The organism is Kitasatospora sp. SolWspMP-SS2h (assembly GCF_003259315.1).
Classification (GTDB): Bacteria; Actinomycetota; Actinomycetes; order Streptomycetales; family Streptomycetaceae; genus Kitasatospora; species Kitasatospora fiedleri.
In genome coordinates, this window is sequence record NZ_QLLT01000013.1 from 130,079 (window position 1) to 154,265 (window position 24,187).

The 24,187-nt window shown below is 75.8% G+C and carries 25 protein-coding genes and 2 pseudogenes; 15 read left to right on the forward strand and 12 right to left on the reverse strand.

Features of this window, described 5'->3' with window-relative positions:
- Window position 1: 1 nt before the first annotated feature.
- The gene (locus K353_RS17915) at window positions 2-934 is read left to right on the forward strand and encodes a M56 family metallopeptidase (protein ID WP_111554614.1); all 933 of its coding nucleotides are present in this window, start codon (window positions 2-4) and stop codon (window positions 932-934) included.
- A 79-nt stretch (window positions 935-1,013) separates the two neighbouring features.
- Here K353_RS17915 and K353_RS17920 read toward each other — a convergent pair whose 3' ends face one another.
- Both K353_RS17920 and K353_RS17925 read right to left on the reverse strand, forming a co-directional pair.
- Window positions 1,014-2,675 carry an LCP family protein gene (locus tag K353_RS17920; RefSeq protein ID WP_111554615.1) on the reverse strand — a complete coding sequence of 554 codons (1,662 nt, stop codon included), beginning with the start codon at window positions 2,673-2,675 and terminating at the stop codon, window positions 1,014-1,016.
- Entirely contained in the window at window positions 2,668-3,030 is a 363-nt protein-coding gene (locus K353_RS17925) for a DUF6542 domain-containing protein (RefSeq protein WP_111554616.1), read from the reverse strand. The genes K353_RS17920 and K353_RS17925 overlap by 8 nt, the downstream gene beginning before the upstream one ends.
- A 639-nt stretch (window positions 3,031-3,669) precedes the next feature.
- Between K353_RS17925 and K353_RS17930 the strand changes: the two genes are divergently transcribed.
- The 3 genes from K353_RS17930 (at window position 3,670) to K353_RS17940 (ending at window position 5,897) form a co-directional block, all read left to right on the forward strand.
- Entirely contained in the window at window positions 3,670-4,374 is a 705-nt protein-coding gene (locus K353_RS17930; protein WP_199528148.1) for a lytic transglycosylase domain-containing protein, read from the forward strand.
- Between the two features lie 73 nt (window positions 4,375-4,447).
- Complete coding sequence (locus K353_RS17935; protein ID WP_111554617.1) at window positions 4,448-5,026, forward strand: EF-hand domain-containing protein; 579 nt, start codon at window positions 4,448-4,450, stop codon at window positions 5,024-5,026.
- A 127-nt stretch (window positions 5,027-5,153) separates the two neighbouring features.
- Window positions 5,154-5,897, forward strand: coding sequence for a VIT family protein (locus K353_RS17940; protein ID WP_111554618.1), 744 nt, complete (start codon window positions 5,154-5,156; stop codon window positions 5,895-5,897).
- 133 nt (window positions 5,898-6,030) lie between these two features.
- Here K353_RS17940 and K353_RS17945 read toward each other — a convergent pair whose 3' ends face one another.
- Window positions 6,031-7,128, reverse strand: a complete 1,098-nt coding sequence (locus K353_RS17945) for a chemotaxis protein (protein WP_111554619.1) — start codon at window positions 7,126-7,128, stop codon at window positions 6,031-6,033.
- A gap of 138 nt (window positions 7,129-7,266) precedes the next feature.
- Window positions 7,267-7,704, reverse strand: a complete 438-nt coding sequence (locus K353_RS17950; RefSeq protein ID WP_111554620.1) for a DUF2809 domain-containing protein — start codon at window positions 7,702-7,704, stop codon at window positions 7,267-7,269.
- A 137-nt stretch (window positions 7,705-7,841) separates the two neighbouring features.
- On the opposite strand from K353_RS17950, the gene K353_RS17955 reads away from it, so the two are divergent.
- Window positions 7,842-8,366: a 2'-5' RNA ligase family protein gene (locus K353_RS17955; protein ID WP_111554621.1), complete on the forward strand. Its 525-nt coding sequence runs from the start codon at window positions 7,842-7,844 to the stop codon at window positions 8,364-8,366.
- Between the two features lie 44 nt (window positions 8,367-8,410).
- Here K353_RS17955 and K353_RS17960 read toward each other — a convergent pair whose 3' ends face one another.
- Entirely contained in the window at window positions 8,411-9,502 is a 1,092-nt protein-coding gene (locus tag K353_RS17960; RefSeq protein ID WP_111554622.1) for an epoxide hydrolase family protein, read from the reverse strand.
- A gap of 127 nt (window positions 9,503-9,629) precedes the next feature.
- Between K353_RS17960 and K353_RS17965 the strand changes: the two genes are divergently transcribed.
- The gene (locus tag K353_RS17965; RefSeq protein WP_111554623.1) at window positions 9,630-10,103 is read left to right on the forward strand and encodes a MarR family winged helix-turn-helix transcriptional regulator; all 474 of its coding nucleotides are present in this window, start codon (window positions 9,630-9,632) and stop codon (window positions 10,101-10,103) included.
- Between the two features lie 92 nt (window positions 10,104-10,195).
- Here the strand turns inward: K353_RS17965 and K353_RS17970 are convergent, their stop codons facing one another.
- Window positions 10,196-10,873, reverse strand: a complete 678-nt coding sequence (locus K353_RS17970; protein WP_111554624.1) for a macro domain-containing protein — start codon at window positions 10,871-10,873, stop codon at window positions 10,196-10,198.
- A 180-nt stretch (window positions 10,874-11,053) separates the two neighbouring features.
- On the opposite strand from K353_RS17970, the gene K353_RS17975 reads away from it, so the two are divergent.
- Together K353_RS17975 and K353_RS17980 are read left to right on the forward strand one after the other, a co-directional pair.
- Window positions 11,054-12,697, forward strand: a complete 1,644-nt coding sequence (locus tag K353_RS17975) for an ADP-ribosyltransferase domain-containing protein (RefSeq protein ID WP_111554625.1) — start codon at window positions 11,054-11,056, stop codon at window positions 12,695-12,697.
- 178 nt (window positions 12,698-12,875) lie between these two features.
- Window positions 12,876-13,652: a methyltransferase domain-containing protein gene (locus tag K353_RS17980; RefSeq protein WP_111554626.1), complete on the forward strand. Its 777-nt coding sequence runs from the start codon at window positions 12,876-12,878 to the stop codon at window positions 13,650-13,652.
- A gap of 91 nt (window positions 13,653-13,743) precedes the next feature.
- Here K353_RS17980 and K353_RS17985 read toward each other — a convergent pair whose 3' ends face one another.
- Window positions 13,744-14,145 carry a pyridoxamine 5'-phosphate oxidase family protein gene (locus K353_RS17985; RefSeq protein ID WP_111554627.1) on the reverse strand — a complete coding sequence of 134 codons (402 nt, stop codon included), beginning with the start codon at window positions 14,143-14,145 and terminating at the stop codon, window positions 13,744-13,746.
- A 232-nt stretch (window positions 14,146-14,377) separates the two neighbouring features.
- Here K353_RS17985 and K353_RS17990 point away from each other — a divergent pair, with 232 nt between their 5' ends.
- From K353_RS17990 to K353_RS18020, 7 genes are all read left to right on the forward strand, one after another.
- The gene (locus K353_RS17990) at window positions 14,378-15,853 is read left to right on the forward strand and encodes a DUF2252 domain-containing protein (RefSeq protein ID WP_199528157.1); all 1,476 of its coding nucleotides are present in this window, start codon (window positions 14,378-14,380) and stop codon (window positions 15,851-15,853) included.
- Between the two features lie 57 nt (window positions 15,854-15,910).
- Window positions 15,911-16,417, forward strand: coding sequence for a GNAT family N-acetyltransferase (locus tag K353_RS17995; RefSeq protein WP_111554629.1), 507 nt, complete (start codon window positions 15,911-15,913; stop codon window positions 16,415-16,417).
- Window positions 16,418-16,498: 81 nt separating this feature from the next.
- Complete coding sequence (locus K353_RS18000) at window positions 16,499-16,897, forward strand: hypothetical protein (RefSeq protein ID WP_111554630.1); 399 nt, start codon at window positions 16,499-16,501, stop codon at window positions 16,895-16,897.
- 84 nt (window positions 16,898-16,981) lie between these two features.
- Window positions 16,982-17,785 carry an ATP-grasp domain-containing protein gene (locus K353_RS18005; protein WP_111554631.1) on the forward strand — a complete coding sequence of 268 codons (804 nt, stop codon included), beginning with the start codon at window positions 16,982-16,984 and terminating at the stop codon, window positions 17,783-17,785.
- Window positions 17,786-17,911: 126 nt separating this feature from the next.
- Entirely contained in the window at window positions 17,912-18,334 is a 423-nt protein-coding gene (locus K353_RS18010) for a RidA family protein (RefSeq protein WP_111554632.1), read from the forward strand.
- A 274-nt stretch (window positions 18,335-18,608) separates the two neighbouring features.
- Window positions 18,609-19,859 carry a cytochrome P450 gene (locus K353_RS18015; protein ID WP_111554633.1) on the forward strand — a complete coding sequence of 417 codons (1,251 nt, stop codon included), beginning with the start codon at window positions 18,609-18,611 and terminating at the stop codon, window positions 19,857-19,859.
- Entirely contained in the window at window positions 19,856-20,092 is a 237-nt protein-coding gene (locus tag K353_RS18020; RefSeq protein ID WP_111554634.1) for a ferredoxin, read from the forward strand. The genes K353_RS18015 and K353_RS18020 overlap by 4 nt, the downstream gene beginning before the upstream one ends.
- A gap of 113 nt (window positions 20,093-20,205) precedes the next feature.
- On the opposite strand, the gene K353_RS18025 is transcribed toward K353_RS18020, so the two are convergent.
- The 5 genes and pseudogenes from K353_RS18025 to K353_RS37225 all read right to left on the reverse strand — a co-directional run.
- On the reverse strand, window positions 20,206-20,688 hold the full coding sequence (locus K353_RS18025) for a GNAT family N-acetyltransferase (RefSeq protein ID WP_111554635.1): 483 nt from the start codon (window positions 20,686-20,688) through the stop codon (window positions 20,206-20,208).
- 82 nt (window positions 20,689-20,770) lie between these two features.
- The gene (locus K353_RS18030) at window positions 20,771-21,820 is read right to left on the reverse strand and encodes a LacI family DNA-binding transcriptional regulator (protein ID WP_111554636.1); all 1,050 of its coding nucleotides are present in this window, start codon (window positions 21,818-21,820) and stop codon (window positions 20,771-20,773) included.
- A gap of 155 nt (window positions 21,821-21,975) precedes the next feature.
- Window positions 21,976-22,569, reverse strand: coding sequence for a hypothetical protein (locus K353_RS18035; protein ID WP_111554637.1), 594 nt, complete (start codon window positions 22,567-22,569; stop codon window positions 21,976-21,978).
- Window positions 22,570-22,671: 102 nt separating this feature from the next.
- Window positions 22,672-23,550, reverse strand: a pseudogene (locus K353_RS37220) (DUF1996 domain-containing protein); the annotation flags it as partial.
- A gap of 96 nt (window positions 23,551-23,646) precedes the next feature.
- Window positions 23,647-24,069, reverse strand: a pseudogene (locus K353_RS37225) (discoidin domain-containing protein); the annotation flags it as partial.
- Window positions 24,070-24,187: the final 118 nt, after the last annotated feature.

The following is a 24,187-nucleotide window of genomic DNA, read 5'->3' on the forward strand; positions in this document are numbered from 1 at the left end:
GATGGGCTCCTTCGTCTTCCTCCCGCTGGTGCTGCCGCTGACCTCGCTGCCGATCGCCCGGCTGGCCGAGCACCACCTGCACCCGCGCCACGCGGTGCGGCTGCTGTCCTGGATCGGCGTGACGATGGCGGTGTGCAGCACCCTGGCCCTGGGCCTGCTGTTCGTGGTGGGCACCGCGCAGATCCCGGGCAACCCGCTGCCGGACAGCTGGTCGGACCCGGAGATCCGCACGGCGGTGCCGTTCCACGAGGCGGTGGGCACGGCGGCGGTGGCGGGCCTGGTGACGGTGCTGACGGCGTGCTCCCGCTCGCTCCGCCGCCACCTGCGCATCCGGGCCCGGGCGCAGCGGGTGCTGGCCCCGATGCCGCCGGACTCCGACCTGGTGGTGCTGCCCGACGACGAGCCGTACGCGTACGCGGTGCCGGGCGGGCCGGGCCGGGTGGTGGTGTCGACGGCGATGATGGACAGCCTGGACGCGGACGAGCAGCGGGCGCTGCTGGCGCACGAGCGCTCGCACCTGGCGAACCGGCACCACCACTACCTGCTGGCGGCGCAGTTGGCGAGCTGCGTGAACCCGTTCCTGCGCCCGTTGCAGAGGGCGGTCGGGTATGCGACGGAGCGCTGGGCGGACGAGGAGGCCGCGGGTTCGGTGGGCGACCGGCGGCTGACCGCCCGGGCGGTGGCCCGGGCCGCCCTGGTCACCCGGGGCGCGGGTCCGGCCCCGTCCTTCGCGGCCTTCGCGGCGCCGGGTCCGGTGCCGCGCCGGGTCACCGCGCTGCTGAGCCCCGCGCTGGGCGAGTCCTGGCCCGCGCCGGCCTCCCCGGCGGGCCTGGCCGCGATGGTGGCCGCCGCGGGCACCGCGGTCTCGGCGGTCTCGGCCCTGAACGCGGCCGTGGCGCTGGTCCTGCTGGTCAAGGCCGCCACCCCCTGGTGACGGCGCGCCGCCGGCGCACCGCCGACGCCCCTCGGTCCTCCCGGTCCGGGGGGCGTTGCCGTCGCGCTCCGCGGCGGGTTCAGTCGACGCAGGGGACGCCGCCGGCCTTCACCGGCGGGCCCTGCATCTGGAGGGCGGGGGCGGCGGCGGGGTCGGCGCTGTCCCCGGTCGCACCGGTTCCGGCGGTTCCGGCGGTTCCGGCGGTTCCGGCGGTTCCGGCGGCGTCGGGCGCGGCGCGGTCGGCACCGAGGACGACCTGGACCCGGCCGGGGGCGAGGGCGGTGGAGGCGGTGGCGGTGACGCCGTAGCGGGCGGCGATCCGCTGCCCGGCGTCCTGCCCGCCGGTGCCGTACCTGACGGTGGTGGTGCGCGGGTGGCCGTCGGCGGTGCCGACCTTCCCGGCCCGGTAGCCGAGGGCGGCGAGCGCCTTGGACTCGTCGGCCGCGGCCCCGGTCACCGAGGACCCGTTGAGCACGTCGACGGTGGTCCCGGCGGCGGACGCCCCGGTCGGCACCGAACTCGGACTCGGGCTCGGGCTCGGGCTCGGACTCGGCGCGGTGGCGGCGCCGGTGGCCGGGGTGAGCGCCGGGTCGGCGTCGAGCGGCTGCCCGAACAGCTGCTTGACGATCCGCCGGAGCTTCACCGGGTCGACCTGGTTGACCTCCTGGCCGCCGACGGTGGCGAACCTGTCGATCGGCAGGGTGTTGAACTCGACGTTGCCGCCGGTCAGGTTGGGCGCCTGCTGGACGAAGTCGAGCAGCTGCCACTGGTCGTCGATCACCACGTCCTTCTTGACCACGTTCAGCAGGTCCTGCATCTTGCCGAGGTCCCCGATCACGCCCTGCTGCTTGAGCTTGTACTCGACGGAGGCGATGAACGCCTGCTGCCGGTGGGTGCGGTCGAGGTCGCCGTTGGTGAGGTTGTGCCGCTGCCGGACGAAGGACAGCGCGTCGGCGGCGTTCACCTGGCTGACCCCGGCCGGGAGTTTCAGCCCGGTGCCGCCGCCGGGCCTGACCACGTTGCCCTTGCTGTCGGTGACCCGGGAGACGATCGGGTCGTCGACGGCCTTGTTCAGGCAGACCGGGATCGGTTCGAGCGCCTTGGCGATGTCGTAGAAGCCGATCAGGTTGACCTCGGCGAAGTGGTCGATCGGGATGTCGAGCAGCCTCTGCACGGTCTGGATGGTGGCGGAGCGCCCGGCCTCCCGGCTCTGCTGCTCCAGGTCGGCGCCCTTGAGCCCCTTGGCGCGCAGCTTCTGCTCGGCGGCGTCCTTGGCGTAGCCGTAGGCCTCCTTGACCTTGTGCATCCTGCCCTCGGTCCCGTCGGCGTTGTACGTCTGCACCAGGTCGTCGCGCGGGACGGACACCGCCTGGGCCTTCCCGCTAGGCGGGATGTGCAGCACGATCAGCGAGTTGGTGTTGTAGCCGCCGATCTCGCTGGAGCCGGCGTGCAGTTCGTCCTGGACGAACTCCTTGGGCAGGTCGGTGCCGTCCATGTTCTTCCGGCTGTCGAGGCCGATCAGCAGGATGTTGACGGAGGCGTCGAGGTGCCGGGGGGCGTTCTTCCTGGCCTGGTCGAGGGCGTGCGAGCGGCTGACGCCGTTGAGCTGGCCGGTGGTGTACCAGGCGAAGCCGCTGACGCCCAGGACGGCCAGCGAGAGGGCGCAGGCGGCGGTCCGGCCGGCGATCAGCCCGGGGGCGGGGCGGCGGCCGAGCCGGCGCGGGCCGCGTCGTTCAGCCACGGCGGGGCCTCCGGGCGCGGAGCGTGCGCACGCCGACGGCCAGCAGGGCGGCGGCGAGCGCGGCCAGCATCCACGGGAACTGGCCGCTGACCAGTTTCAGGCCCTCGGTGCCCAGCCCGGCGCCCCGGTAACGGTCGCCGCGCGCCAGGCAGTCGACCCCGGCGGCGACGGCCAGCGTCACCACGGGGGCGCCGCTGACCACCCACCACCAGCCGGCCCGGCTGCTGACCAGCGCGGCCAGGGCGGCGCCCAGAACGGCGCAGGCCGCGTACACCGGGCCCAGGCCGGGGGCGAGCAGTTCGTCGGCGAGCGCGCCGAGCACCGGCAGGCCGAGGGCGGGCAGGACGGGGGGCATCCGGTTCGACCCGGCGGCGGCCCGGTCGCGGGCGCCCTCCCGGCGGACCGGAGGACGACGGCGCGGGGCGCTCCCGTCCGGCGCGGGCGCGCCGGCTGCCGGGCCGCCGCGCTCCGGGCCGGGCGGTCCGGGGGTGCGCCGACGCTCCCGGTCCGGGGTGCGCTGGGGCGGGACGGGGTGGCCGGCCGTCTCCGGCCGACCGGTCCGTCCGCGCGGCCCGCCTGGTCCGCGCGGCCCGCCCGGCTGGCCCGGTCCGCTCGGCTGGCCCTGTTCGCCCGGTTCGTCGTCCCGCCACAGCGGTGCGCCCCCGCGCGTACCCGTCGGCCTTCGCCCCGTCATCGACACCTCTCGTCCTCCGCCGCGCCGCGCCAGCGGCGTCCGACCGTTCCGGGCTGACAGACGCGTGGCGCGGCCCCCCGGTTCCTCTACATGGCTGTAGAGGTCAGAGCGAAGCATACAAATCCGCTCCGGGTACGTAAGCTCGCCACAGGTCGCCACCCGGCACCGGGCGACATCCGACAGAACGCGACAACCCGGCGACAGGACACGGCCACCGGGCGTCCGCGGGCCCGGCGGCCGGGTCCGCGGGGGCGGCAGCGGCGGCGCAGAGCGGCGGAAAACGACAGAAGGAGTCCTCCGGTGGCGGAACGCGGCGCGAAGTGGCCGTGGGTGGCGGTGGCCCTGGCCGTGCTGGGGATCTGGCTGTACGAGCGCGGCGGCGACCCCACCCCGCCGCCCGACGCCGCCCCGTCCGCCCGCGCCACCGCCCCGGCCTCCTCCGGCGCCCCGCCCGGGTCGTCCGCGCCGTCCGGACCAGCCTCCGCCTCCGCCTCCCCCACCGCGCGGGGCCCGGAGGACTACGCGCCGCCGCGGTTCGCGCCCGAGGTCGAGAAGTACGCGGCCGAGGCCGGGGTGAACCCGCAGCTGGTGATGGCGGTCCTGTTCAACGAGGCGTACAAGCCGCACGGGCCGGAGGTCGAGCGGGCCTGGCAGAAGATGAAGCCGGACGCCTCCTTCGGCATCGCCAACATGCACCGGGCGGCCTACGATGAGACCCGCCGCAACCGGCCGTTCGCCGACCGCCCGTGGGAGGACCTGCCGGACGACCCGGCGCTGGCCGTCCGCGCCGCCGCCTGGCACCTGCACGACCTGGGCGCCCAGCTGCCCGCCCGCTGGTCCGGCTCCTACACCCGCGACGAGCTGATGGCCCTCGGCTACAACACCGGCGCCGGGAACATGCTCGCCTTCGCCCGCGGCGTCAACCCGGGCGCCGAGGCCCGTTCCTACCTGGACCGCCTGCACGACAACTGGGCCAAGTCCGCCGACGCCCTCGCCGCGCACTGACGGCCGGTCCGAACCGGACGGCGGCACCCGGTAGGCTGACGCTCCGTCAACCGCCGCCCACCGGAGGGTCACTGTGTCAGACGACCTGCTCATCGCCAAGATCAGCCACGGGTTCGACCACCTCGACGCCGACGGGGACGGGCGGCTCACCGAGCGCGACCACGTCCTGATGGGCCAGTCGGTGGCCCGCTCGCTGGGGCACCCGGCCGGGTCGCCCGAGGAGCAGCGGATCGTCGGGGCGTACGTGGCGGTCTGGCGGGAGCTGCACCTGCCGCACCTGCCGGCGGGCGCGGTGGCGATGGGGCGGGCCGACTTCCTGGCCTCCACCGCCGCGCTGGCCGACGACCCGGAGGCCGCCGAGGCGGTCCTCGGGGCGCTCGGCCGGGCCTTCCTCGCGGTGGCGGACGCGGACGGCAACGGCGTGGTCGACGCGGACGGGTTCTTCGCCTTCCAGCACGGCCACTTCCCGCAGCTGCGGCGCAGCGACGCCGACACCGCCTTCGCGCACCTGGACCGCGACGGCGACGGTGCGCTGTCCGCCGAGGAGTTCGTGACCGCGATCATCGAGTACTGGACCAGCCGCGACCCGGACGCCCCGGGCAACTGGTGGACCGGCAGCCCGCAGGGCGACCCGGACCTCACCACGCTCTGACACCCCCGCCGCGCGGAGCCGCCCGCCCGCGGCCCTACCCGTAGCCCCACCTGCGGCGACGCGCTTCCCGGCGCCCCGCCGGACGGGGCTGCGGGGCGCGGCGCCGTCCGACGGGCACACTGGCGGCATGACCGCTTCCCGCGCCCAGGGCACGCCGCCCGACCCGCCACCGGACCACGACGAGGCGCACCACGGCGCGCTGGGCGGGCGGCTGAACTGGCTGCGCGCCGCGGTGCTCGGCGCCAACGACGGCGTGGTGTCGACGGCGGGCCTGGTGGTGGGCGTCGCGGGGGCGAACTCCTCGTCCCACGAGCTGCTGACGGCCGGTCTGGCCGGGCTGCTGGCGGGCTCGTTGTCGATGGCGGCGGGCGAGTACGTGTCGGTGAGCACCCAGCGGGACGCCGAGCAGGCGGCCCTGGCGATGGAGCGCCGGGAGCTGCGGCTGACCCCGGAGGCGGAGCTGGCCGAGCTGGCGGGCATGTACGAGGCGAAGGGCCTCGATCCGGAGCTGGCCCGGCAGGTGGCCGAGCAGTTGACCGCGCACGATGCGCTGGCCGCCCACGCGGAGACCGAACTGGGCATCGATCCGGACGAGTTGACCAATCCGTGGCACGCCGCGTGGGCGTCCTTCGCGGCGTTTACGGTGGGGGCGCTGCTGCCGCTGCTGGCGATCGTGCTGCCGCCGCAGTCCGTCCGGGTGTGGGTCACGGTGGTGGCGGTGCTGGCGGCGCTGGTGGTGACGGGCTGGTCGAGCGCCTGGCTCGGCGGGGCGGATCCGCGCCGGGCGGTGCTGCGCAACGTGCTGGGCGGCGGCCTCGCGATGGGCGTGACGTACGTGGTGGGGGTGCTGATGGGCGCGTCGGGGGACTGAGTCGGGGGCACGGGCGTGCGCACGCGCGGGGGCCCGCGCCGGGGAGTTCTCCCGGCGCGGGCCCCGGTGGCGTCCGCCGGCGGCGGTCGGTGCCCGTCAGCGGCGGTGGCCGTCGGTGGCGGTGCCCGTCGGCTCAGTAGCGCAGGTCGGCGGCGATCCGTCCGGCGTCGGAGAGGGTGCCGTCGGGGACGAAGCTGACGGTGGCGCCGGTGTCGAGGACGCGTTCGATGACCTCGTCGACGATGTCCTCGCGGGAGCCGGTCTCACCCTCCTCGGCCGGGACCAGGTGGTCGCCGTCGTCGCGGACGGTGGTGCGGAAGTTCTCCTCGACCACCAGCAGGGCGATCCGGCCCTCGGCGGCAGTCTGCCAGACCTCGTCGAGCCCGGCGGCGAACGCCTGCCGGCCGCGGGCCTTGTCGAGGCGGGCCAGGGCCTCGGTGATCTCCTGGTCGGCGTGCGCGCGCAGGGCGGGCTCGACCACCTGGCGGACGGTCTCGGCGTTGCCCTGGGCGAGGCCGCCGTGCGGGATCTGCGAGGTGGTGGCCTTGGCGATCGGGCCGACGGCGTCCAGCAGGGCGAGCGCGGGGGCGTCGCCGACCACGTACAGCGGGCGGGGGTCGGCGGCGAGCACCTTGCCGACCGCCGTGTCGGCCTGGCGGAGGAAGGTCTTGGTCTCCTCGTCCCGGAAGGTGCTGGGGGTGTCGCCGATCCGCTCCTGGCGCTCGGGGTCGGGGTTGTCGTAGACCCGGACCAGCGGGAAGCCGTGGGAGGTCTCCTCGGTGACGCGCTCCTTGTCGCCGCCCCACAGGACCACCCGGTCGGCGGCGACCGCGAGCACCCAGTAGGGGCGTTCGGCGATCTGCGAGGCGACCAGGTTGCGGGTGAGGAAGGTGTCGGAGAGGACCACCCGGGCGGGGGTGGTACGGCCGAGTGACCAGACCTGGTGCTCGCCGGGCGCGACGAGGATCGCCAGGCCGTCCTCGGCGTGCACCAGGTCGACCTCGGCGAGCGCCCTGTCGAGCTGCTCCAGGACGTCGATCCGGTCGGCGCGCGAGACGTCGGGGTCGGCCTGGACCTTCTCCTTCGCCTCGGCCAGCAGGTTGCGCAGCCGGACCGGGTCCTGCCCGTTGTCCGGCTCGCGGCGGTGCGTGGGCATCAGGATGGACACCGCCGGATAGGAGCGGGGCCGGCGCAGCTCGGCGAGGACGGCGGGGCTGAGGGCGGGGTGCATGGAGACCCTTTCCGAAGGCGGCTCGGCCTTCTGTGCGTGGACGCGCGAAGCCTGGTTCTGCTCCCGAATGTCCCAAATGTACTCATTTGCCCGCGCGAGCGGCGACCCGCCGGACCGCCCACCGCCCCGTTCAGCCCCCTACCCCGCGCGGGCGGAGCGGTGGACGGAGCGGTGGACGGCTCGACGGGCGGCTCGGCGGACGGCCAGGTGGGCAGCGAGCACGGCGGCCGCGCCGAGGGCGTAACCGAGCAGGTCGGAGGCGTCGAAGGTGGTGCCGAGGACGAGGCGGGCGAGGCGGCTGCGGCGTCCGAGGTCGGCCGGCAGGCCGGTGAGCTGGAAGAGTTCCACCGCCCAGCTCGCGGCGAGCGCGGCGGCGGCGGCGCTCCACGGGCCGAGGCGGGGCGCGGCGGCCATCAGCAGGGTGTGCAGCAGCGCGGTGTACAGCGCCCCGCCGAGCAGCGCGGCCGTCGGGGCCGGTGCCAGGCCGGGTGCGACCAGGCCGGACGCCAGCACCGCGCCCGCCCCCGCCAGCCACCCGGCCCGGGCCCGCCACTCCCCCGGTGCCGCTGTCCCCACGCCCGCCGCCCCTCCCGATCCCGGTCCCGACCCCGTTCCCGTCCCGGCCCTCCCGTGCGGGGCGGCGGTGCGGGTCCGCCCAGCCCATCACACGGGGTGGGTGCGGGCGGCGGCGGGGCCGGTCCTACGGTGGGGGCATGCGGACCATCGAGTTGACCTGCGATCCGGCGTTCGACCGGGCGGTGCGGACGGTGTGGCGGCAGTTGGCCGACGGCGGGGTGGACTCGCTCGCGGACAACCCGCACCCGACGCACCGCCCGCACCTGACCCTGGCGGCGTGCGGTGCGATCGCGCCGGAGCGGCTCGCGGAGGTCGGCGAACTCCTGGACGGCGCGCTGCCGCTGGAGGTGCGCCTGTCGGGCCTGCTGTCGTTCGGCGCGCGCAGCCGCCGCCGGGTGCTGGCCTGGGGCGTGGTCCCGGCCCCGGCGCTGGTCGACCTGCACCGCGAGGCGTGGCGGCTGCTGGCGGACGCCCCCGACCCCAACCCGCTCTACCTGCCCGGCCGTTGGATGCCGCACCTGAGCCTGACCCGCCGGGTGGAGCCGGACGGCCTGGCGCTGGCGCACCGCCTGCTGGGCCGCCACCCGGACCTGACCGGGGTCTTCGACGCGGCCCGTACCTTCGACGCCGGGAGCCAGCTGACCGCGCCGCTGCCCGGCTGAGCCGACGCGCAGCCAGCTCATCGCGCTCGCAGGCCCGTTCTCTCCTACCGCGCCGGGGCCGCCGCCAGCGAGGCGAAGAACTCCCGGACGTCGCGGGCGAACAGCCCGGGCACCTCCATCGCGGCGAAGTGGCCGCCGCGGTCGAACTCCGACCAGTGCCGGACGTCGTAGCGCCGTTCGACCAGCGGGCGCACGGCCAGGGTGATGTCGTGCGCGAAGACCGCGACGCCGAGCGGCACCGGGCAGGGTGTGCCGCCGCGCGGGGTCTCCCGGGTGAGGCGGGCGGAGGAGGCGGCGGTGGCGGTCAGCCAGTAGAGCGAGACGCCGGTGAGCAGGCGTTCGTCGTCCACCGGGGTGGCCGGGTCGGTCCATTGGGCGAACCGTTCGGCGATCCAGGCGAGTTGGCCGACCGGGGAGTCGGTGAGCGCGTAGCCGAGGGTCTGCGGGGTGGCGGCCTGGAGGGCCTGGTACGGGGGCCGGTTGGCCTGGAGGTGGCGGACCCGGTCGAGTCGGGCCTCGTCGGCGGCGGACAGCGGGCCGGCCTCCGGGTCGGGCGGCAGCGGCTGGTAGGTGACGTGCACGCCGACCACCCGGTCGGGGGCGTGCGCGCCGAGGGCGGTGGAGATGCCCGCGCCGAAGTCGCCGCCCTGGGCGCCGTAGCGCCGGTAGCCGAGGCGCTCCATGAGGGCGGCCCAGGCGCGGGCGACCCGGGGCACGTCCCAGCCGCGTTCAGTGGTGGGCCCGGAGAAGCCGAAGCCGGGGATGGAGGGGACCACCAGGTGGAAGTCGCGGCGCAGCGGTTCGAGGACGTCCAGGAACTCCAGGAAGGAGCCGGGCCAGCCGTGGGTGAGGATCAGCGGGAGGGCGTCCGGGCGGTCGGCGCGCAGGTGCAGGAAGTGGATCCGCTGGCCGTCGATCTCGGTGGTGTACTGCGGCAGTTCGTTGATCCGGGCCTCGTGGGGGCGCCAGTCGTAGCGGGTGCGCCAGTGTTCGGCGAGCTGCCGGAGGCGGGCCAGCGGGAAGCCGTAGTCCCAGCCGGCGCCGTCGATCTCGTTGGGCCATCGGGTGCGGGCGAGGCGGTCGGCGAGGTCGTCGAGGTCGGCCTGCGGGACGTGGATGCGGAAGGGCTCGATCACCGGGTTCCCCCTGGGGCGCGGCGGGTTCGGGTGCGGCGGGCGGCACATTCGTTAGCGCCATAAACGTTCGTCGCACTAACGAAGGTAGACTGTTAGTGGCACTAACGCAACAGTGGAGGACCCGCCCATGAGCCCCGCCCCCGAGGACGCCACCCCCGAACGGCTGCGCGCCATCCCCAGCCGCCTGCTGGCCGGGGCCGCCGCGGCCGCCGACCGGCTGGTGGCCGAGCGGCTGGCCGCCGAGGGCGCGCGCAAGTGGCACTTCGCGGCCCTGGCCGCGCTCGCCGAGACCGGCCCCGTCAGCCAGGCCGAACTCAGCCGCCGCACCGGCATCTACCGCAGCGACCTGGTCGCCGTGCTGAACGAACTCGCCGACGCCGGCTTCCTGGCCCGCGACCCCGACCCGGTCGACCGCCGCCGCAACGTCATCACGCTCACCCCCTCCGGCCGGGCCCGGCTGCACCGGCTGGACACCCTGGTCGACGCCGCCCAGCAGGACCTGCTGGCCCCGCTCACCCCCCACCAGCGCGCTGAACTCACCGCCCTGCTCGCCCGGTTGACCTCGTACCACCGCCCCGCGCACGAGGCCGACCACGGCTGAGCCGCTCCACCCCTCCGGGTCGAGGGCCGGGGCGGCCGGAGGCACGGGAAGCCCCGGGAGCGCCGCAACGGGCCGGGGCACCGGGGCGGACGTCAGCTCCGGCGCGCGCTCCGGGCCGGGACGGCGAGGCGGACCGGCCGTTCGACGGGGGCGGCGAGCAGGTCGTCCAGCTGGCCGGTGACGGTGGCGCGCAGTTCGTCGTCGTCGGTGAACTCGTGGTCCTGGAAGAGCGAGTGGCCGGTCCACATCAGGTTCGCGCAGATCCGGGCCGGGACCTGGCCGGTCTGCGCGCCGAGGCCGACCAGGGCGACCGAGGCGATGCTGCCGGGGGTGGCGGCGTTCTGCCGGTGGACGGCCTGGAAGGCGGCGGCGCAGGCCAGCGCGACGTTCAGGGTCTGGCTGACGTCCTGGCCGGAGGTGCGCATGGTGGGGGTGGAGATCAGGAAGCGGGGCACGGCCGCGCCGGAGGGCACGCACACCGCGCTGCCGACCCTCAGCTCGCCGCCGTGGCCGTCCCGGATGGCGCGCTGGACGCGCAGCTGGATGCCCGCGCCGAGGTGCCGCTTGATCACGGCGTCCAGCCCGCCGTCCATCCGGCCGCGGGAGTTGGTGGGGGTCACCCAGGCATCGACGTCAACGTCCAGGATCGAGCCGGTGCGGACCTCGACGCCGGGGGTGCCGGCGAACGCGGCGCGCCAGGCGGCCACCACGTCGGGGTTGAGGTCGGTCAGCACCACGCGCAGCGGCTCGGGGGCGTGCTTGACGGTCATGTGGGCGAACTCCGTTCGGCCGGGGTCTCGTTGTCGGTTCCGACCCTATCGGCGGGCACCGACAGCCCCGGGCTGACGGTCTGTCGGCGGCCCGGTCTAACGTGATCTTCCGTCCGCGTCCCCGCGTCCCTCGCGTCCGCCGCGTCCCTGTCGCCCCCTCGCCCTCCTTGGAGCACCGCCATGGCCGAGTCCACCCCGCCCCCCGCCGCCCCGGACGACCCGCTGGCGCTCGCCGAGCTGTTCGCGGGCGGCGGCGAGGACTGGCTGCCGGTGCTGGGGCCGGTGATCGCGCGGCACCCGGACGCGGCCTCGTTCATCGGGCCGGGCCGGCCGCAGGACGTGGTGCCGGTGCGGGAGTTGACGTTCCAGGCGCTGAAGCCGAACCCGCCGGGGAAGTGGAAGGTCGTGGTGTTCGGGCAGAACCCGTACCCGCGGTCGGAGAGCGCGACCGGCATCGCGATGTTCGACAACACCTTCCACGACTGGAAGGACAGCCAGTTCGGCCGGGTGGTGAGCATCCGCTGCATCATCAAGGCCGCGGCGATGTGGAAGTACGGCATCCCGAAGAAGACCCCGATCGCCGACCTGCGGGCGCTGCTGGCCCGGCACGGCACCGTGCAGCCGCCGGAGTGGTTCCAGGCGATGCTGACCCAGGGCGTGCTGCTGCTGAACGCGGCGCTGACGGCGAGCAGTGACGGTTCGACCGGCCCGGCGGCGCACACCGGGTTCTGGAAGCCGGTGGTGGAGAAGGTCGTGGAGGAGGTGCTGCGGGCCAAGCAGGAGGGCCCGGAGGAGGACCGCGGGGTGGTGTTCGCCTGGTGGGGGGCGCACGCGCGGGCGCTGAGGACGGTGGTGCGGCGGCTGGAGGGGAAGTACCCGGACGTGCGGGTGGAGCACATCGACCACCCGAACCCGGCCGCGCAGGGCGACGTCTTCTGCGACGGCGCGCACTTCGCGGCGGTGAACGCGGCCCTGGAGGGCCTGGGCGCGGACCCGGTGGACTGGCTGCCGAGCACCGGCTGGCAGGCCGCGGCGGCGGCCGAGGGCCGCACCGACGCGGGCACCGCCTCCCGGATGGGCGCGTTCATCGCCTCCACCATGCAGCTGCACCAGCTGTACCTGGAGCGGCTCGCCTCGGTGAAGGACGAGGGCCTCGAACTCCCGGCCGTCACCGGGGTGTTCGACCTGGAGCGGATGGGGTTCCGGGAGGCGGTGGAGCCGCTGGCGGCGCTGCTGCGCGGGCTGGAGCGGTACGTCGGGACGGCGCACGAGTTCGGCAAGCGGTACGCGGACGCGAGGGCCGGGGCGGGCGCCGACGCGAGGGCGGGCACGGGCGTGCTGGACGCGGAGGCGGTCGCGGCGCTGCACCTGTACACCTGCGAGTCGTCGTTCTACCGGGAGCTGAACGCGGCGCTGCGGCACCCGGACCGGGCCAGGCTGACCCCGTACCTGCCGTACCTGCGGCTGCTGTTCGACGCGGTGGACCGGCTGCCGGCCCGCCCGGAGCCGCTGTGGCGCGGCGTGGCGCTGGACCTGCGGGCGCAGTACCCGCTGGGGCGGACGGTCACCTGGTGGGGCGTGTCCTCGTGCACCTCGCGTCCGGCGGTGGCCCGTTCGTTCCTGGGCGGCCGGGGCCGGCGCACGCTGTTCGAGGTGCGTCCGGCCCGGGCGGTGGGCATCCGGGAGTTCTCGGCGTTCACCGAGGAGGAGGAGTTCATCCTGCTGCCCGGCACCCGGCTGACCGTCACGGACGTGGTCGCGGAGCGCGGCGGGCTGTGCACGGTGACGCTCACCGAGTCGGCGGAGCGGCCGCTGGTGTCCTGACCGGGCGGCTCGCGGCGTGCGCCGGGTCGGGGTCCGCCGCGGCGTCGCGGGCCGGTGCTCCCGGCGTCGCGGCCGGGGCGGCGTGGTGCGCCCCCCGGCCCGGCGTACGCCCCTTGTCCTGCCCCGTGCCGCCCCCGGGATCTTCCCTGACGGGGGCAGGTTTGATTGACTGCGCGTCATGACCTCCCGTGTGTTCGAGTCCGTGCCGCCCGATCCGATCGCCTACCTGGACCGGCTGGCCGTCTCCGAACTCGGCCGGGAGTACAAATCGGTGATGCTGGCGGCGCTGGCGGTGGAGCGCGGGCAGACGGTGGTCGACCTCGGGTGCGGCCCGGGCACCGACCTGTCCGCGCTGGCCGAGGCCGCCGGGCCGGAGGGCACCGTCCTGGGCGTGGACCACGACCTGGCGGCCGTGGACACCGCCGCCGAGCGGACCGCCCACCTGCTCCAGGTCGGCGTCCGGCTCGGCGACCTGCACGAGCTCCCGCTGGCGGACGCGAGCTGCGACCGGGCCCGGACCGACCGGGTGCTCCAGCACGTCGCCGACCCGGGCCTGGCCCTGCGCGAGGCCCGCCGGGTGCTGCGGCCGGGCGGCCTGCTGGTGCTGGGCGAGCCGGACTGGGGCACCCTGACCGTCGACCACCCGGACCCCGCGCTGACCGCCGCCTACACCCGGTACGTCACCGACCAGGCGGTGCGCAACGCCCGGATCGGCAGCCAGCTCCCGCGCCTGGCCGCCGACTCCGGCCTCGACGTGGTGGACGTCCGCCCGCTCACCCCGGTCTTCCGCGAGGTCTCCACCGCCGACCGCGTCCTGGGCCTGCAACGCGTCACCCGCCGCGCCGTGGCCGCCGGCTACTTCTCCCCCGACGACGCCGAACGCTGGCTCACCCACCTCGCCACCGGCACCTTCCTGGCCGCCGTCACCTTCCACGTGGTCACCGCCCGGGCCTGAGGCCGAGGGCCCGCGGCCGGGCCCGGGGCGGCGGTCCCTCAAGGCCGCCGGGACCGCCGGGACCGGCGACCCGTCAGGCCCCCGCGACCTGTCAGGCCCGGCCCAGGGCGCGGTCGACGGCGATCTCGATCACCACCCGCTCGGGGTTCTCCCGGGGCCGGCGGTAGCGCTCGGTGTAGCGGCGTTCGGCGTCGGCGACGGAGGCGGCGTCCTGCCGGACCACGGCCCGGCCCTCCAGGGTGGCCCAACGGGCCCGGTCGACCTGGCAGAGCGCGACCCGCTGCCCGGCCTCGCCCGCGGCGAGGACGTTGCGGACCTTGCGGCTGACCCCGCTGCTGATCACCCGGGCGGTGCCGGTCTCCGGGTCGAAGGTCGCGCCGACCGGGACGACGTGCGGGGTGCCGTCCGGGCGCAGCGTGGTGAGGGTGCACAGGTGGCGTTCGCGCCAGAAGTCGAGGTAGGCCGGGTCGAGGTGGTGGATGTCGTGTGCCATGTCGGCATGCTACGGGCGGCCCCGCCCGGCCCGGTGGACGGACCCGCCCGCGTCCGGAGCGGCCCGGCCGGGTAGCGTCACCGCTGGTGGGGGCGGTCCCCGCCGCGGTCGGAGGGGAGTGCGGGTGTCGGCGGTGGAGGCGTGGGCGGAGGATCCGGCGGCTTCGGAGGCTCCGGGGGCCCCGGGGGTGGCGGACCGGCTCGGGGGCCCGGCGGGTGCGGGGGCCGTGGCGGTGGTGGAACTGCCGTCCCGGTCGCGGGAGTTCGCGGTGGAGGGCTTCGCGGGGGACGCCGCCGCGGTGCCGGCCCGCCCGTCGGCGGTGCTGCTGGAGCCGGACGCGGTCGCGCGCGGGGAGGGCCCGAAGCGGCGCGGCAAGCTGCTGCGCGAGCGGGTGCCGCTGGAGTCGCACGCGCGGCTGGTGCTGTCGGCGTCCCGGCCGGAGGTGGTCGCGGCGGTGGAGTCGGCGAACGCGGGACGGCTGGCGCACCTGGTGCCGCTGCGGGTGGGTCGGATGGCGGCGTCGCCGTTCGCGTTCCTGCGCGGTTCGGCGGGCCTGATGGCGCACGACCTGGCGACCACGCCGGTCAGCGGGGTGGCCGCGCAGCTGTGCGGGGACGCGCACGCCGCCAACTTCGGCCTGTACGGGGACGCCCGGGGCCGGCTGGCGCTGGACCTGAACGACTTCGACGAGACGGTCTCCGGCCCGTGGGAGTGGGACCTCAAGCGGCTGGCGGCCAGCCTGGTGCTGGCGGGCCGGCAGGCCGGGGCGGACGAGTCCGCCTGCCGGCAGGCGGCGTTCGACGCGACGGCGACCTACCGGCGGACGGTGCGGCGGTTGGCGAAGCTCCCGGCGCTGGACGCCTGGAACGCCTGGGACGCCATCGCGGACCACCAGTTGGTGGAGTTCGCGGGTGCGCACGAGCTGAGCGAGCTGCTGGCGGCGGTCTCGGCGAAGGCGCTGCGCAACACCGGGGCGAAGTTCGCGGCGCGCTCCACCGTCCGCACCGGGGACGGGGGTTGGCGGTTCGTCGCGGCGCCGCCGATCCTCAGCGAGGTGAAGGACCGTCAGGCCGGGCTGGTGGCGGGGTCGTTGGCGTCCTACCGGCACACCGTCCCGGCGGAGCTGCATCCGCTGCTGGCCCGGTTCCGGGTGCAGGACGTGGCGTTCCGGGTGGTGGGCACCGGCAGCGTCGGCACCCGCTCGTACGTGGTGCTGCTCACCGACCGGCGGGGCGGGCCGCTGGTGCTCCAGGTGAAGGAGGCCCGGGCATCGGTGCTGCTGCCGCACCTGGTGCGGGCCGGGTTCCCGGTGCCGCCGGAGGGCGGGCACGAGGGGCGGCGGGTGGTGCTCGGGCAGAAGCGGATGCAGGTGGTGTCCGATCCGCTGATGGGCTGGACCAGTGTCGACGGACTCCCCTACCAGGTACGGCAGTTCCGCAACCGGAAAGGCAGTGTCGACCCGGCCGCGCTGTCGCCCGCCCAGCTCGACGACTACGGCCGCCTCACCGGCGCCCTGCTGGCCCGCGCCCACGCCCACACCGCGGACGCCGCGCTGATCGCCGGCTACTGCGGCAAGGACGACCGCCTGGACGACGCCGTCGCCCGGTTCGCGGTCGCCTACGCCGACCGGTCGGAGGCCGACCACGCGGCCCTGCTCGCCGCGATCCGCACCGGCCGCCTCGCCGCGGAGCCCGCGCCGGGCGCGTGAACCGGCCGCCGGGACGGCGGCGATCACGGCGGTCCCACGGGTGCGCACAATGGAGGCATGCGCATACGTGAGGCCCGGGCCGAGGAACTGCCGCTGCTCCAGGAGATCGAGCGGGCGGCCGGACGCTGCTTCCGCGAGGTCGGCATGGCCGCGATCGCGGACGACGAGCCGCTCTCGGTCGAGGAGTTGAGGCCGTTCCTGGACGCGGGCCCGGCCCTGGTCGCGGTAGACGGCGCCGACCGGCCGGTCGGCTACCTGATCGCCGAGCGGATCGACGGCGCGCTGCACGTCGAGCAGGTCTCGGTGCACCCCGCGTACGCCCGCCGGGGCATCGGGCGCGACCTGCTGGAGCACCTGGCCGCGCTGGCCGCCGCCGAGGGGCTCCCGGCGCTGACCCTCACCACCTTCGCCGAGGTGCCGTGGAACGCCCCGTACTACGCCCGCTGCGGCTTCCGCCCGGTGCCGCCGGACGCGCTCGGGCCGGGCCTGCGCGAGGTCCGGGCCCGCGAGGCGGCCCACGGCCTGGACCGGTGGCCGCGCCTGGTGATGCGCCGCGACCTCTGACGCCTCCGCCCGGCCGCGCCCGGCCCGCCGGATTTCCGGGCGCGAGCGGGCGGGCGGAGGGCGCTGCCACCGTCCTGCCGCATGGGCCCGGAAGTGCCGCTGCCGGATGGGGAACCGCCGTCGGTGCGCGAGGTGCACCCGAAGCTGGTCCGGGAACTGGTCCGGGAGCTGGTCGCGCTGCCGGCGGCCGAGGGCGAGTGCTGGCCGAGGCTCGGCGTCCGGGGCGTCCGGCTGATCGCGCCGTGCCCCTGCCGGGACGACTTCCGCCAGGGCTTCGCCACCGCCGCGCACGACCCCACCGCCGCGCACGGCCCCGGCACCCCGTGCCGCCCCGGGCACCACTGCGTGCCGCACGGGGTGCCGGAGCGGGGTGAGCCGGCCCTCGACGTCGTCGACGGGCGGATCGTGCACGTCGGGGTGCTGTTCCGCCCGCCGCCGCACGACGCCCGCCGCCCGGCGGCGGGGCCGGCCGTCCACTGATGTCGGGGCCCGCCGTCGGCCGGTGCCGGTGACCGGCGGAAAACCCGTGGCCCGGGTCGGCCGCGGCAGGGCAGGATCGCGGGCATGTCCCCCACCGGCACCGGCCCCACCCTGCTGCTCGCCCCCCGGATCAACGAGACCGGCCTGCAGCTGCGCACCGCCGCCGGGCGGCGCGGGCTGCGGGCGTGCACGGCGGCGTCCTGGCGGGCCCCTCGGGAGCTGGCGGGGGCGCGGGTGCACCTGTACGGCGGGCCGCTGTTCGCCGACGCGGTCGGGCGGGAGCTGGGGGTGGCCCCGCTGGATCCGGCCGAGGGCTGGCTGGCCGCGCTGCCGCGCGAACTGACGCGCCGCCGCGTCGAGTTGACGACACTGGCGGAGGCGCGCGGGCGGTCCGGCCCGGCCTTCGTGAAGGCCCCGGCGGACAAGCACTTCACCGCCCGGGTGTACCGGGACGGCCGCGGCCTGCCCGGTCCCGAACTGCTGGACGGCGGCACGCCGGTGCTGGTCAGCGAAGTGCTGCGGTTCGAGGCCGAGTTCCGCCTGTTCGTGCTGGACGGCGCGGTGCGCGCCGCGTCCCGCTACGCCCTGGGCGGTGAACTCTCCATCGCCGCAACGGGGTCGGACGCCCCGGAGCTGTCGGCCTTCGCCTCCGACGTGCTGGCCGCGGCCACCGGCTCCGCCGCGCTGCCGAGCGCCGTCGTGGTCGACCTCGGCCGCACCGAACGCGGCTGGGCCGTGGTCGAGGCCAACGCCGCCTGGGCGAGCGGCGGTTACGCCTGCGACCCGGACGCCGTGCTGGACGTGGTGCTGCGCGCCGCCGGTCCGCTCACCGAACTCTCGCCGGCCGACCGCCCGTTCCTGCGCCCGCTGCCCGAGGTGGTCGGCTGACACCTCTCCGCCCTGAATCGAACTCTCGCACCTAGTAGGCGACTTGACCGTCCCACCGGGCGCGCGGCGGCCGTGGGCGGGGAAACTCCGGTGCGTCCGGGGCGGGGGTGGGTGAGGATGACCGCCATGAGCACTTCTCACCTCACCCACATCACCGAGCCGCCGGGCGTCGCCCCCGGCACGGGCTACACCCAGGTGGTCACCGGAACGGGCCGGCTGGTCCAGGTCTCCGGGCAGGTCGCGTTCGACGAGCGGGGCGACCTGATCGGCCCGGGCGATCCGGCGGCGCAGGCCCGGCAGGTGTTCGAGAACCTGCGGCGCTGCCTGGCGGGGGCCGGGGCCGACTTCTCGGACGTCGTGAAGTTCACCGTGTTCGTCACCGACGTGGCATACCTGCCCGCGATCCGCGAGGTCCGGGACGCGTACGTCGACACCGCGCGGCCCCCGGCGAGTTCGGCCGTCCAGGTCGCGGCGCTGTTCCGGCCGGAGGTGCTGATCGAGATCGAGGCCCTGGCCGTCGTCGCCGACCGAGCCGCCGCCACCGGCTGAGCGACCGTCACCGGCCGAGCCGCCGACTCCCGCCGGAGGTCGGGGGACGGGGACCCCCGTCCCCCGACCCACAGCTCCCGGCCCACAGCCCATCGACCCGGCTCCCGATTCACACCAACATCCGCTCCTCGAACACCAGTTGGCGGAACTCCGGGTCCAGCACTGGCTGATTTGCGTGCTACTCCCGGGCGGGGTCGGCCGCATACGGTCGGGGGACGAGGAACCGCCGCCCGGCGGCGTCCTCGGCCCGTGCAGGTGCCTTGCAGGAGGACGGATGACCACCGACGCGACCACCGACGCGACCGCAGCCGCCACCGGAGCCCCCGGCACGCCGCCGCTGGTGCCGCTGCACTGCCTGCTGCGGGCCGAGGCCGGGCCGCCCCGGCTGGCCGCGCTGCCGACCGGGACGCCGGTGTGGGTGCTGACCCGGCACGCGGACGTCCGGCAGGCCCTCGCCCACCCGGACCTGGGCCGGGCCACGCTGTACGCGCCGGACGCGCCGCCGACCACCCTGACGCCGAACATCCTGGACGACCCGTCCTCGATCCTGAACAGCGACGGGCCCGACCACCAGGCGATCCGCCGCACCGTGCAGCGCGCGTTCACGCCGCGGGCGATCGAGCGCTGGCGGCCCTGGGTGGACGGGGTGGTGCGGGAGCTGGTGGACGGCCTGGTCGCGTCGGGGTCGCCGGTCGAGGTGGTCGGGGCGCTCACCAAGCCGCTGCCGGTGCGGGTGATCAGCCGGCTGATGGAGCTGGAGGGGCTGGACACCGAGCGGCTCGGCTACTGGAGCGACCACGCGCTGTCCACCACGGCGTACAGCGCCGAGGAGATCCGGGCCGCGATCGAGGAGTTCGGCGCGTTCGGGCAGCAGTTGGTGCGGGAGCGGCGCGAGGACCCGGGCGAGGACCTGGTCAGCTCGCTGGTGCTGGCCGCCGACCGGACCGGCGGCATGACCGAGCGGCAGATCACCTCGCTCACCATCGGGCTGGTGATCGCCGGGCACGAGACCACCATGACCAGTTTCGGCAACGCCCTGGTCTACCTGCTCGACCCCGAGCGCGCCGAGCAGCCGGAGCACGCCGGGGCGTGGCGGCGGATCGGCGCCGACCCGGCGGCGGCGGTCGCCGCGACCGAGCAGATCCTGCGCACCGTCCCGCTCGGCGACCGCACCAACGCGCCGGGCGCGCTCCGCCGGGCGACGGCCGACTTGGAGATCGGCGGCGTGACCATCCCGGCGGGCGCGATCATCGCCGCCGACATGACGGCCGCCAACGCCGACCCGGAGGTCTACCCGCCGGGCCCGCTCGACCTGTTCGCCCCGCTCGGCACCCCGTCGCTGACCTTCGGCGCCGGCCCGCACCACTGCCTGGGCGCCTGGCTGGCCCGGATGGAGCTCGAACTGGGCCTGCACCACCTCGCCCGCGCCCTGCCCGAGGTGCGGCTGGCCACCCCGGTCGACCGGATCGAGTGGCGCACCGGCCTGCTCACCCGCAGCCCGCTGCGCCTGGAGGTGGCCTGGTGAGCGACGCCCCGCAGCTGGTCGTGACGGTCGACCGGGTCCGCTGCATCGGCAGCGGCCTGTGCGCCCGCACCGCCCCCGCCGACCTCGCCCTGGCCCCCGACGGCCGGGCCACCCCGGTCCGGCCGTCCACCGCGGGCTCCGAGCAGCTCACCGAGGCCGCCGAGATGTGCCCGGTCGAGGCCATCACCGTCCGCGACGCCACCACCGGAGACCTGGTCGCCCCCGCCTGGTGACCCGCCGCCGGGCCCCGTGCGCCGCCGGCCGGCGCGGCGCGCGGGGCCACCGCGATGCCCGGGTCCGCCGCGATGCCCGGGTCCGACGCGGCGCGCGGGCCGGGCGGCGGTCCTCAGTGTCCTTCCGGGCGCGGTCCGAGTTCCAGCGCGCCGACCCGCTGGTCGCCGCTGGTCTCCCCGGTGGGGCGGAAGCCCAGGCGCAGGTAGAAGCGCTCGGGGCCGTCCTCGCCGACGTGCCAGGTGGTGGTGAGCCGGGTGCCGCCGCGTTCGCGGATCTCGGCGGCCACCGCCCCGACCGCGAAGCGCCCGTAGCCGCGGCCCTGTTCGCCCGCCGCGATGGTGAGCCGCCACAGGCCGGAGCGGAGGTCGGTGCCGTCCCCCGCGAAGTCGAGGCCGAAGAAGGCCATCAGGAACCCGACCGCGCGGTCGCCGTCCAGGATCAGCCGCGGCCAGGCCACCCCGGGGTGCACGTACGCCTCGGCGAGCGACTTCACCACCGGCGCCACCAGGTGCTCCTGCTCCGGCCGGACCTCGAGGGCGAGCGCGGTGTCGAGGTTGGCGGCGGTGACCGCTTCCAGCCGGAGTGTGCTTGTCATACGGAAACCGTAGTCAGTCGATCAACCGGTTTCCCGGCCCGCCCCCCGGCACCGCCCCGGTCCGGTCCGGCCGGCCGGCCGTTCAGGCGGACTGGCGCTCGATCAGGGTCGGTTCGAACAGGACGGTGGTGGCGGCGCGGGCGGGCCGGGCCAGGTGGTCGAGCAGGACGCGGGTCATCTCGGCGGCCATCTCCTCGACCGGCTGGCGCACGGTGGTCAGGTGGGGCCGGCCGGCCGTCGCGGCGGAGGAGTCGTCGAAGCCGATCACCGCGATGTCCTCGGGGACGCGGCGGCGCTGCTCGGCCAGGACGGCCAGCGCGCCCTGGGCCATCAGGTCGTTGGCGGCGAAGACGCCGTCCAGGTCGGGGTAGCGGCGCAGCAGCGAGGTCATCGCGCGCTCGCCGTCCTCGCGGGTGAAGTCGCCTTCGACGTGCGGGAGTTGGTGGATGCCGCGGTCGGCCATCGCCTCCCGGAAGCCGGACAGCCGGTCGCGGGCGGCGCGGACGCCGAGCGGGCCGGAGATGGCGGCGACCCGGCGGCGGCCGCGGGCGGTGAGGTGGTCGGCGGCGATCCGGCCGCCCTCGCGGTTGTCGAGGTCGACGCAGGAGAGCGAGAGCGGCGTCGGGGGGCGGCCGAACAGGACGGTGGGGATGCCGGCGGCGAGCAGTTGGGCGGGCAACGGGTCGCGGCTGTGGGTGGAGACCACCATCGCGCCGTCGGCGTTGCCCTGCCGGAGGTAGGTGAGCGCCTTGTCGCGGGCCTCGCCGCTGTCGGCGAGCATCAGGACAGGGTGCAGGTCGAGCGGGCGCAGGCCGGTGAAGACGCCGCTGACGACGCGTCCGAAGAACGGGTCGGAGAAGATCTCGCCGCCGACGTGGTGGTCGGGGGTCTCGGGGGCGTCGCTGCCGGAGATCACCAGGGCGAGGGCGCCGGTGCGCCGGGTCACCAGGGAGCGGGCGGCGCTGTTGGGGACGTAGCCGGTGCGGGCGATGGCCTGGCGGACGGCTTCCTGGATGGCGGGGTCGACGTTGCGGACGCCGTTGATGACGCGGGAGACGGTGGCACGGGAGACGCCCGCGACCCGCGCCACGTCCTCCAGGGTGGTGGCGCGCTTGAGGGCTTCGCTGCTCATGAGGCCCTTTATAGCACGCTCGGAGAGCGCTCTCCCAACACGTTCCGAAGCGTGATCCGCGCCCCGGCCCGCCGGGTGCTCCGGCGCGCGCTGCGGCCCGCGGCCGGGGGCGGTCCCCCGGTCGCGTCCGGTCGGCAGCGGGCCTCCGCGTCCGGTCACGAACTGTGCTCCTTCCAGCAGATCATGACGGTGGTGGCGGTCATCACGGCGACGTCGGCCCGGCTGCGCGGGGGCGTGCCGAAGGTCTCGGGCAGCCGGGCGACGTCGACGGTGAGCACGAAGCCGTCCTTGCGGACCACGGTGGTGCCGTCGGCGCGCTTGTAGGCGGCCTCGCCGAGGCCGTTGAGGTCGGTGACGGCCCCGGCGCTGCCGCGCAGCCCGTCGTACTGGGCGAGCGCGGTGGCGGGGTCGGGGAGTTCCTTGACCGAGAGCGTCATGCTGCCGGCGGGGTAGTGGTACTCGCAGCTGTAGACGCGCTTCTCCCAGCTGGGGGCGAGCGGCCGGTCGATGTCGGTGCCGAGGGCGCCGGCGAGTTCCTGCCGGAAGTACGGGTTGCAGATCATCGAGGTGGCGTCGGAGGGCCGGTCGGACGCGGCGGCCCCGGCGGAGGCTCCCGCGGCGGCGGCCGCGGACGGGCTCGCGGACGGGCTCGCGGCGGGGGGCGCGGCGGCGGGGCCGGGGCTGCCGGCGCTCCCGCAGCCGACGGCGGTGAGCAGCAGGAGCAGCGCGGCGGTGCGGCGAAGCCTCATCGGTGGTCCTCCGTGGGGGTGGTGCGCGGGCCGGCCCCGCCGCCGGACGTGGGGGTCCGTGGCGGCGGGGCCGGTGTCGCGCGTTCGGGCTACGGCTCGGTGCTACGGCAGAAGGTACTGCTCGTTGAGCGCGGCGCCCTTACCGGGCTGGTTCTCGTCGTAGCCGCGGGCGTTGCACTGGAGACCGCCGACGATGCAGTGGTTGACCAGTGCGGCCAGGGTCGGCGCGTCCCAGGCGTTGAAGAAGTCGTAGTGGAAGGAGAAGCCCCGTCCGCTGGAGAGGTGGAGCTGGGCGAGGTCGTTCAGGTTGGCCGGGAAGGCCATCTTGAACTCGATCATCGGCAGCGCGACCGGGTGGTCGGCGGGGCAGACCCCGTCGATCGGGTAGGCCATGTGGCTCTTGTGGTCGGGCGTGTCGAGGTACAGGCCGTTCCAGCAGCTGGGCGCCTGGAAGCGGATGTTGAGCGCGCCGCCGCCGGGGCAGCTGGTGGGCAGGTCGGAGGTGTGGTAGCTGGTGCCGCACTCCCAGCCGGCCACGTACCCGGGGTGGGTGGTGAAGTCGGTGGCGCTGTCGTTGGGGCTGGCGACCAGGAACCGCAGGCCGGGCGGGAACGGCCGGACGGCGGTGTAGTCGTTGATCGCGCTCTTGTAGTAGATGGTCTGGAGGCCGACCGGGTCGACGGGGGTGTTCCCGTCGTACATGGTGGGCATCCAGTAGCCGGACTTGTCGCCGGGGGCGATGCAGGTGGTGCCGCCGGCCTGCAGCGAGGCGAGCGTGGAGGCGGCATTGGTGGTGGTGTTGCCCATGAAGGTGTGCATGTGCGAGGCGCCGGACTGGCCGGGGAAGACGATCGGGTCGTCCGGCAGGTCGTGGTTGGCGCTGCAGTTCGCCTGGAACTCGTGGAAGTAGGCGTGCGGCGGGTTCCCGGTGGCCGGGGTGGCGCCGGTGACCTGGGGGTTGGCCAGGACGTAGCCGTTGCCGGGCGTGGTGACCTGCCCGTAGACCTTGAACTCCTCCAGCGAGTACCCGTACTGGGTGCCGCGCTTGGTGAGGTTGAGCCGGATGTAGCGCCCGCCGGCGTTGAGGTTGATCTGCTCGGTGCCGCCGGTGCCGCCCGCCTTGGTGTAGACGGTGTTCCAGCTGGTGGCGTCGTTGCTGGTCTGCACCTGGTAGCCGCTGGCGTACGCGGCCTCCCAGTCCAGTTCGACGTGGCTGATGGTGGCCGTGCCGCCGAGGTCGATCTGGACCCACTGGGAGTCGGTCCAGGCGCTGGCCCAGCGGGTGGCGAGGTTGTTGTCGGCGACGGCCGCGGCGGGGAAGCTGGCGCTCTCCACGGACGAGGCGGTGACCGGCTTGGACTGGCTGATCAGCGGGTCGGACGCCGCGGCGGCCGACTGGGTGAGGACGCCGCCGGTGAGGGCGCCGGCCGCGAGGATCGCGGCGACGGTCCCGGCGAGGGCGGTGCGGTGGGGCGCGCCGCGGGACGTGCGGTGTTTCATCGGACCTCCGGATGAGGAACGGTGGGTGGGGGGACCCGGTGCCGCGCGGCGCTCCCTGCCGCGCGGCACCGGGGGCTCATCGGGGGGGTGTCCGGTCCGGTGGCACGGGCCGGACGCC